This window comes from Ralstonia sp. TCR112 (assembly GCF_007997035.1).
GTDB lineage: Bacteria > Pseudomonadota > Gammaproteobacteria > Burkholderiales > Burkholderiaceae > Ralstonia > Ralstonia edaphi.
This window is the reverse complement of the sequence record NZ_VOSS01000164.1, coordinates 1-6,226: the sequence shown is the minus strand read 5'-3', so window position 1 is coordinate 6,226 and position 6,226 is coordinate 1. Positions and strand designations below refer to the sequence as shown.

At 64.5% G+C, this 6,226-nt stretch carries 6 protein-coding genes and 2 pseudogenes; 5 read left to right on the top strand and 3 right to left on the bottom strand.

Features of this window, described 5'->3' with window-relative positions; all coding sequences use genetic code 11:
• Positions 1-191 precede the first annotated feature (191 nt).
• Entirely contained in the window at positions 192-968 is a 777-nt protein-coding gene (locus FUT88_RS24875) for an enoyl-CoA hydratase (protein WP_147219199.1), read from the bottom strand.
• A gap of 83 nt (positions 969-1,051) precedes the next feature.
• Here FUT88_RS24875 and paaG point away from each other — a divergent pair, with 83 nt between their 5' ends.
• The 3 genes and pseudogenes from paaG (at position 1,052) to paaK (ending at position 3,821) form a co-directional block, all read left to right on the top strand.
• Positions 1,052-1,840 (top strand): 2-(1,2-epoxy-1,2-dihydrophenyl)acetyl-CoA isomerase PaaG, encoded by a 789-nt coding sequence (gene paaG / locus FUT88_RS24870; protein WP_147219197.1) that lies wholly within the window; start codon positions 1,052-1,054, stop codon positions 1,838-1,840.
• A 4-nt stretch (positions 1,841-1,844) separates the two neighbouring features.
• Positions 1,845-2,311 (top strand): annotated as a pseudogene (gene paaI / locus FUT88_RS24865) (hydroxyphenylacetyl-CoA thioesterase PaaI).
• A 205-nt stretch (positions 2,312-2,516) separates the two neighbouring features.
• Positions 2,517-3,821 carry a phenylacetate--CoA ligase PaaK gene (gene paaK, locus FUT88_RS24860; protein WP_147219195.1) on the top strand — a complete coding sequence of 435 codons (1,305 nt, stop codon included), beginning with the start codon at positions 2,517-2,519 and terminating at the stop codon, positions 3,819-3,821.
• 14 nt (positions 3,822-3,835) lie between these two features.
• Here paaK and FUT88_RS24855 read toward each other — a convergent pair whose 3' ends face one another.
• Positions 3,836-4,978, bottom strand: a complete 1,143-nt coding sequence (locus FUT88_RS24855; RefSeq protein WP_147219192.1) for a murein transglycosylase A — start codon at positions 4,976-4,978, stop codon at positions 3,836-3,838.
• Between the two features lie 74 nt (positions 4,979-5,052).
• On the opposite strand from FUT88_RS24855, the gene FUT88_RS24850 reads away from it, so the two are divergent.
• Positions 5,053-5,286 (top strand): hypothetical protein, encoded by a 234-nt coding sequence (locus FUT88_RS24850; RefSeq protein ID WP_147219190.1) that lies wholly within the window; start codon positions 5,053-5,055, stop codon positions 5,284-5,286.
• 7 nt (positions 5,287-5,293) lie between these two features.
• Here FUT88_RS24850 and apaG read toward each other — a convergent pair whose 3' ends face one another.
• Positions 5,294-5,668, bottom strand: a complete 375-nt coding sequence (gene apaG, locus FUT88_RS24845) for a Co2+/Mg2+ efflux protein ApaG (RefSeq protein WP_147219188.1) — start codon at positions 5,666-5,668, stop codon at positions 5,294-5,296.
• A 144-nt stretch (positions 5,669-5,812) separates the two neighbouring features.
• On the opposite strand from apaG, the pseudogene FUT88_RS24840 reads away from it, so the two are divergent.
• A pseudogene (locus FUT88_RS24840) lies at positions 5,813-6,226 on the top strand (ribulose-phosphate 3-epimerase); the annotation flags it as partial.

Genomic DNA, 6,226 nt, shown 5'->3' with positions numbered 1-6,226 from the left:
GGGCGAACTATAGGCGGGTTCCCTGAGCTTGGCAACACCTTTGTCATGACGCGCTGATGACGCGTTCGTGAAGAATAGCTGCCAGCCCAGTCTACGCATGGGATTGCGGCCGCAGAGCAGCCGCAAAAGCATGCCCGGAATACCCGATTTTGTTACTCGGGTATTCCCGAAGTCACCCCGCTGGACTGCCCTTATTGGTGCTTGAACGTGGCGGCACGCTTTTCGACGAACGCGCGCATGCCTTCCTTCTGGTCTTCCGTGGCGAACGTGGCGTGGAACAGGCGGCGCTCCAGATGGACGCCTTCGCTGAGCGAGGTCTCGTAGGCCGCGTTGATCGACTCTTTGATCATCATGACCGTGGGCAGCGAGAAGCCGGCAATGGTTTCTGCGGCCTGGATAGCTTCGTCGATCAACTTGTCGGCCGGGATGACACGCGAGACCAGGCCGGCGCGCTCGGCTTCTTCAGCGCCCATCATGCGAGCGGTCAGGCAGAGGTCCATGGCCTTAGCCTTGGACACTGCGCGCGGCAGGCGCTGCGTGCCGCCGGCGCCGGGCATGGTGCCGAGCTTGATTTCCGGCTGGCCGAACTTGGCGGTATCGGCGGCGAGGATGATGTCGCACATCATGGCCAGTTCACAGCCGCCCCCGAGCGCGTAGCCGGCCACCGCGGCGATCACCGGCTTGCGGATGCGGCGAATGGTTTCCCAGTTGCGCGTGATGTATTCGTTCTTATAGACGGTGGCGAAGTCGTAATCGGCCATGGCGCCGATATCCGCGCCAGCGGCGAACGCCTTTTCGCTGCCGGTAATGACGATGGCGCCAATGTTGGCGTCGGCATCGAAGGCGAGCAGCGCGGCGCCAAGTTCGTCCATGAGCGCATCGTTGAGGGCATTGAGCGCCTTCGGACGATTGAGCGTAATAAGACCAACGCGACCGCGCATTTCGACCAGAATGTTTTCGTAGGACATGGAAGCTCCAGTTGGAATGGATGTAATATTAGCCGACCAACCGGTCGGTTAATCAATGAACCGATGACCGAGGAGGAGACAAGATGACCAGCCCGACCATTCTGCTTGACTGGCATGAACACGTGGCCACCATCACGCTGAACCGGCCCGATCAGCTCAACAGCTTCACGGCCGGCATGCACCGGGAACTGCGCGAAGCGCTGGACAAGGTGGAGCGCCAGCGCGCCCGCGCGTTGATCCTGACCGGAGCGGGACGCGGCTTCTGCGCGGGCCAGGATCTCTCCGAACTCAATGTCACGCCCGGGCAGATGACGGACCTGGGCCAGCTCATCGACGAACAATTCAACCCGCTGGTGCGCCGCCTGCGTGCCATGCCCCTGCCGGTGATTGCCGCCGTGAATGGCGTGGCCGCGGGCGCCGGCGCAAACCTGGCGCTGGCGTGCGACATCGTGATGGCCGCCGAGAATGCGTGCTTCCTCCAGGCCTTTGTAAAGATCGGGCTGCTGCCGGATTCGGGCGGAACGTGGTTCCTGCCGCAGCGCATCGGCGTGGCGCGGGCGATGGGGCTGGCGATGCTGGGTGAGAAGCTCGACGCAAAGACGGCGCTGGCCTGGGGCCTCATCTGGGGCGTTTATCACGATGCCAAGATCCTGATGACCGAAGTGAACTGCATGGCCGACCACCTGGCCAAGCAGCCGACGCGGGCGCTGGCCGCCATCAAGCGCGCCATGCACGCGGCGCCCAACCAGTCGCTGGACGCTCAGCTGGACCTGGAGCGTGACCTGCAGCGCGAACTCGGCAATTCCCGCGACTATGCAGAAGGCGTGGACGCCTTTCTGAACAAGCGCGTGGCCCATTTCACCGGCGAATAAGGACATCAGCGTGACGGAAACGACCCTCCACGATGCGCAGGCGCTGGCTGAAGCCGCCTGCAAAAGCATGTTCGACGTCGATGCCTGCACGCGCTGGCTCGGCATGCACGTGGAGGCGGTCGCGCGGGCTATGCCCGGCTGTCCATGACGGTGCGGCCTGAATTCCTCAACGGGCATCGCACCTGTCATGGCGGATTGATCTTCACGCTGGCCGACTCTGCCTTCGCGTTTGCCTGCAACAGCCATAACCACAATACGGTGGCGGCGGGCTGCAGTGTCGAATTCCTGCGGCCGGCGCATGGCGGCGAAACGCTCACGGCCGAGGCAACAGAGCAGGTCTTATCCGGCCGCCATGGCATCTACGACGTACGCGTGACAAACCAGGCCGGCGAGGTGGTCGCCATGTTTCGCGGCAAGTCGGCACTGATTTGCGGCCAGGTCATTCCAGCCCCTGGCAGCCCAGAACCCTAGTTCGACCCCGATATAAAGCCCACCCACAAAACCGCATCACCATTAGAGGACGCCTCAGAACCTGTTCACGATCCGTCGCGAGCGGCCCGAGGTTGGCCCGAGAAGCGCAACCGTACATGGGTACGGTGAGCATCGCAGGGCCAAGATCGGAACGCGCAGTAGGATCGTGAGCAGGTTTGCACGACGGCATCCCGAGGAGACCCGCATGCGCCCCCGCTCGACCGACCTGCCGCTCGATCCGATCGAGACGGCCAGCCGTGACGCCATCCAGGCTCTGCAGCTGGAACGCCTGAAGCGCAGCCTCGCGCACGCATATGAGAACGTGCCCGCCTACCGGGCAAAGTTCGACGCGGCGGGCGTGCATCCGTCGGATTTGCAGTCGCTTGCCGATCTGGCGAAGTTTCCGTTCACGACCAAGACCGATCTGCGCGACAACTATCCGTTCGGCATGTTTGCGGTGCCGCAGGATCGGATCGCGCGCATCCACGCGTCGTCGGGCACGACGGGCAAACCCACGGTTGTCGGTTACACGCTGGCGGATATCGATACGTGGGCAGGGTTGGTGGCGCGCTCGATTCGCGCGGCGGGTGCTCGGCGCGGCGACAAGGTCCACGTGAGCTACGGCTACGGCCTGTTCACCGGGGGACTGGGCGCGCATTACGGCGTGGAGCGTGCGGGGCTGACGGCCATCCCGTTCGGCGGCGGGCAAACCGAGCGGCAAGTGCAACTCATCCACGATTTCCAGCCGCAGATCATCATGGTCACGCCCAGCTACATGCTGGCAATTGCCGATGAATTTGAGCGCCAGGGCATGGACCCGGCCGCGTCGAGCCTGCAGATCGGCATCTTCGGCGCCGAGCCATGGACGCCCGAAATGCGCAGCGCCATCGAAGCGCGCATGGGGCTTTCGGCAGTCGATATCTACGGCCTGTCGGAGGTGATGGGGCCGGGCGTTGCCAGCGAATGCGCCGAAACCAAGGACGGCCCGACCATCTGGGAAGACCACTTCTATCCGGAGATCATCGATCCGGACACCGGCGAGGTGCTGCCCGACGGCGAGTTCGGCGAACTGGTCTTCACGTCGCTGACCAAGGAAGCGATGCCAGTGGTGCGCTATCGCACGCGCGATCTGACGCGCCTGTTGCCCGGCACGGCGCGACCGGGCTTCCGGCGCATGGAAAAAATCACCGGCCGCTGCGACGACATGATGATCGTGCGCGGTGTGAACGTGTTTCCATCGCAGATCGAGGAATTGATCCTGAAGCACGCGGCGCTGTCACCGCACTACCAATGCGTGCTCGGCAAGGAAGGACCGCTGGATACGCTGACGGTGCGGATCGAGGCGGCGCTGGGCACCTCCGCAGACGCGGCCAACTCGGCAAGCAGCCAACTGGCGCATGACATCAAGTCGTTGATCGGCGTGACGGCCGCGATCGAGACGCTGGCCAGCGGCGGAATCGAGCGCTCCGTCGGCAAGGCGCGCCGCGTGGTGGACTTGCGGCGCGGTTAGTGGTTCGACGTTTCTCAGCGGGTGGCGACGCCGATGCTGCCACCCTTCGGCACGAGCACCCAAAGGCGGCCCGTCTGCTTCATGCGGCCCGCCAAGTCGCCCGCGGCATCGCCATGGCCGAAGTAATAGTCGGCGCGCACGGCACCGCGAATGGCGGAACCCACGTCCTGGGCAAAAACGAGCTTCTGGATCGGATCGGCCGACAGCGGCTTGGTCGTCGACAGGAACACCGGCGAGCCCAGCGGAATGTAGGTCGGGTCGACGGCGATCGAGCGTTCGTCCGTCAGCGGCACGCCCAGCTTGCCGATGGGGCCGCCCGTGTTGCCGGGCGTCTCGGCAAAGAACACGTAGCGCGGGTTGATGTTGAGCATCTCTTCGACGCGGCCCGGATTGGCGCGCGCCCAGGCCTTGATGCCCTGCATGGTGGCCTGCACCGGCGTAATTTCGCCCATGTCGAGCAGCCAGCGCGCAAATGAACGGAACGGCTGGTTGTTCGTGCCGCCCACGCCCAGGCGCATGATGCCGCCCTCTTCCAGCTGGACCTGGCCCGAACCCTGAATCTGCAGGAACGCCGCTTCGACCGGGTCGTCCACCCAGACAATCTCTTGCCCCTGCAGCGCCGGACTGCGGATCAACTGCGCGCGCGCTGGCAGCGTCTTGCCGCGCCACGCGGCGGGCATGCGGTACAGCGGCGTCTGATAGGCCCCGTGGCGGGTCCGCGAGCCGCGCAGCAGCGGTTCGTAATAACCGGTGATGAGGCCGCTGTCGGTGCCGTCGTCCTTCACCACGCGATACGGCGTGAAGTTGTCTTCAAAGAACACGCGCATCGCAATCGGGTCGCCAGCGTCGACCATCAGGCCGGCGGTGCACACGCGCGACCAATCGGCGCGGCGCTTCATGGCCTGGCAGTTCGATTGCAGCGCGGGCCACGCGGAGGCGAGATCATCAGCGGTCCAGCCGGACACATCCGCCCACGTTGCGGGGGCCAGATGACCGCCCAGCGTGCCTGTGGGCGCTTGCGGCGTTTCGACGCGCGGCGGCGGCCCGCTCGTACAGGCGGCAAGCAAGGCCGCGACCAGAGCGGCGGCCAGCCCGCCCCAGCGGCGGCGGGTGGCGGTGCGGGCTTGTGTCAATGCGTCCAAGGTTGCTGCTGTCATGCGTCTTCCATCCTGTCCGATGCGGCTGCGGGGTTGGCTACAATGCCTCGCACCCGAGCTTCCCGCCGTCGACCATGAGCGAATTCTTCGAAAACCATCCGATGATGCTGTTCGGCCTGGAGGCCGGCGTGGCGCTGTTCCTGCTCATTTTCATCGTGATCTGGACGATGTCTGGCGCCAAGAAGCATCCACGCCCACTGCGTGCGCCGCCCGAACATCCGTCGCGCCACAGCGACGCTGCCAAGCCTTCGCAATCGACCGACGCAGCGCCAAAAGATTCTCAAGCCGCCAATTCCGACGCGCCCTGATTCCCGATCAGTGCAGCATGCGCGGCATGACCAGCGCAAATTCGGGGATGGGCGCCTCGAAGCGGTGACCGTCTTCGGCCACGCAGAAATATTCGCCGCGCATCGTACCCACGGGCGTCTTGATGGTCGCCCAGCTCGTATATTCGAAAGATTCGCCCGGCGGCAGCAGCGGCTGATGGCCGACCACACCCAGGCCGTTCACTTCCTGCACCTGCTCATCGGCGTCGGTAATCACCCAGTGGCGGGAGATCAGCTGGCTCGGCACGTCACCGGTGTTGCGGATGGTGATGGTGTAGGCAAAGGCGAAGTTGCCGTGTTCCGGCTCGGATTGCTCCGGCAGATAGCGCGTCCGGACCTGGACGGTGAGTTCGTAGCTCGGCATGTCGATCCACAATCAGAATTGGCGCCCATTGTGCGGCATGGCTGTGGCAGCGGCAAGGCGCGGCCAGACAGCCGATCCGGCTAAAATAGCGCCCTTCTTTTGCGCATTCGCGTGCAAGTTCGCGCGCCTTATCCGTCTCCCATCATGTCCGCAGCCATCGATCCGTCCGGTTTCCGCATCGCCCCGTCCATCCTCTCCGCCGACTTTGCCCGCCTGGGCGAAGAAGTGCGCCGCGTGCTCGAATCGGGCGCCGACTGGATCCACTTTGATGTGATGGACAACCACTATGTGCCGAACCTGACCGTTGGGCCGCTGGTCTGCGAGGCGATTCGGCCGCACGCACAAAAGGATGGCAAGCCGGTGCCGATCGACGTGCATCTGATGGTCAGCCCGGTCGATCGCATCATTCCTGACTTCGCCAAGGCGCGCCGCACCTCGATCACCTTTCACCCGGAAGCTTCCGAGCACATCGACCGCTCGCTGGCGCTGATCCGCGACAACGGCTGCAAGGCCGCCTGGTCTTCAACCCGGCCACGCCGCTGCACTATCTCGATCACG

Coding starts and splice junctions, on each gene's coding strand:
- apaG (WP_147219188.1), bottom strand. CDS start 5,668: ATGCCGAGCTACGAACTCACCGTCCAGGTCCGGACGCGCTATCTGCCG.
- FUT88_RS24855 (WP_147219192.1), bottom strand. CDS start 4,978: ATGACAGCAGCAACCTTGGACGCATTGACACAAGCCCGCACCGCCACC.
- paaK (WP_147219195.1), top strand. CDS start 2,517: ATGCGCCCCCGCTCGACCGACCTGCCGCTCGATCCGATCGAGACGGCC.
- paaG (WP_147219197.1), top strand. CDS start 1,052: ATGACCAGCCCGACCATTCTGCTTGACTGGCATGAACACGTGGCCACC.
- FUT88_RS24875 (WP_147219199.1), bottom strand. CDS start 968: ATGTCCTACGAAAACATTCTGGTCGAAATGCGCGGTCGCGTTGGTCTT.
- FUT88_RS24850 (WP_147219190.1), top strand. CDS start 5,053: ATGAGCGAATTCTTCGAAAACCATCCGATGATGCTGTTCGGCCTGGAG.